The 1,318-nt window shown below is 72.5% G+C and carries 1 protein-coding gene; it reads left to right on the top strand.

What is annotated here, in order from left to right:
* On the top strand, window positions 1-1,318 hold a 1,318-nt coding region (locus BFF76_RS30325), incomplete at both ends, for an acyl carrier protein (RefSeq protein WP_244167383.1).

The following is a 1,318-nucleotide window of genomic DNA, read 5'->3' on the forward strand; positions in this document are numbered from 1 at the left end:
CACCGCCACCCTCGGCGAATCGGGCAGGGACCGGCTCGACCGAGGCGGACTGCAGGCCCTCGGCACCGAGGAAGGTCTCGCCCTCTTCGACCGGTCGCTGGCCCTCGACGCCCCGCACCTGGTCCCCGTACGCCTCGACCTGTCCCGCGCCCGCGCCGGAGACCGGCAGGTGGCCCCGCTGCTGCGCGCCCTGGTCCGCACCCCCGCCCGCCGCACCACCGGCACCCCCGTGGGCCGCGACTGGCGTGCGCAGTACGAGGGGACGCCCGAGGACGGGCGCGAGAGCATGCTCGTCGACCTCGTCCGAGCCCAGGTAGCCTCCGTCCTCGGCCACTCCGGCACCGACGCGGTCCGCGTCGACCGCGGCTTCAAGGACCTCGGCTTCGACTCCCTGACCGCTGTGGAGTTGCGTAACCGGCTCAACGAACTCACCGGCACCCGCCTGCCCGCGACCTTGGTGTTCGACTACCCGACACCGGCCGCACTCGGAGCCCGTCTGCATGGCCTCCTGGACGGCACGGCCGCGCGGCAGCACAGCGCGGTGGCGCGGGTCGTGGCGGACGACGAGCCCATCGCGATCGTGGGCATGAGCTGCCGTTTCCCAGGCCACGTCGACTCGCCCGAGGAACTGTGGCAGCTGCTCGCCGACGGTGGTGAGGGCATCACCGGCTTCCCGAAGGACCGCGGCTGGGCCCTCGACTCGTTCTTCGACCCCACGGGTGAGCGCCCCGGCACCTCCCTGGTGGACCAGGGCGGATTCCTGCACGACGCCGCCGACTTCGACGCCTCCTTCTTCGGGATCTCCCCGCGCGAGGCCGTGACCATGGACCCCCAGCACCGGATGCTCCTGGAGCTGTCCTGGGAGGCCATCGAGCGTGCGGGCGTCGACCCGACAGGGCTGCGCGGCAGCAGAACCGGTGTGTTCTCCGGCCTGATGTACCACGAGTACGCGGCGCGCCTGCGCTCCGTGCCCGAGGACGTCGCAGGCTTCCTCAGCAACGGCAACGCGGGCAGTGTGGCCACCGGCCGAGTCTCCTACACCCTCGGCTTCGAGGGCCCCGCCGTGACCGTGGACACAGCTTGCTCCTCGTCCCTGGTCGCGCTGGACATGGCCGTCAGCGCCCTGCAGCGCGCCGAGTGCGACCTGGCGCTCGCCGGCGGCGTCACCGTGATGTCGACCCCGACGATCTTCGCCGAGTTCACCCGCCAGCGTGGCCTCGCGCACGACGGTCGCTGCAAGGCGTTCTCCGACACGGCCGACGGTATGGGCGTCGCCGAAGGCGCGGGTGTGGTCCTGGTCGAGCGGCTTTCGGACGCG

This window comes from Streptomyces mutomycini (assembly GCF_001700505.1).
In the GTDB taxonomy this organism is placed as follows: Bacteria; Actinomycetota; Actinomycetes; order Streptomycetales; family Streptomycetaceae; genus Streptomyces; species Streptomyces mutomycini.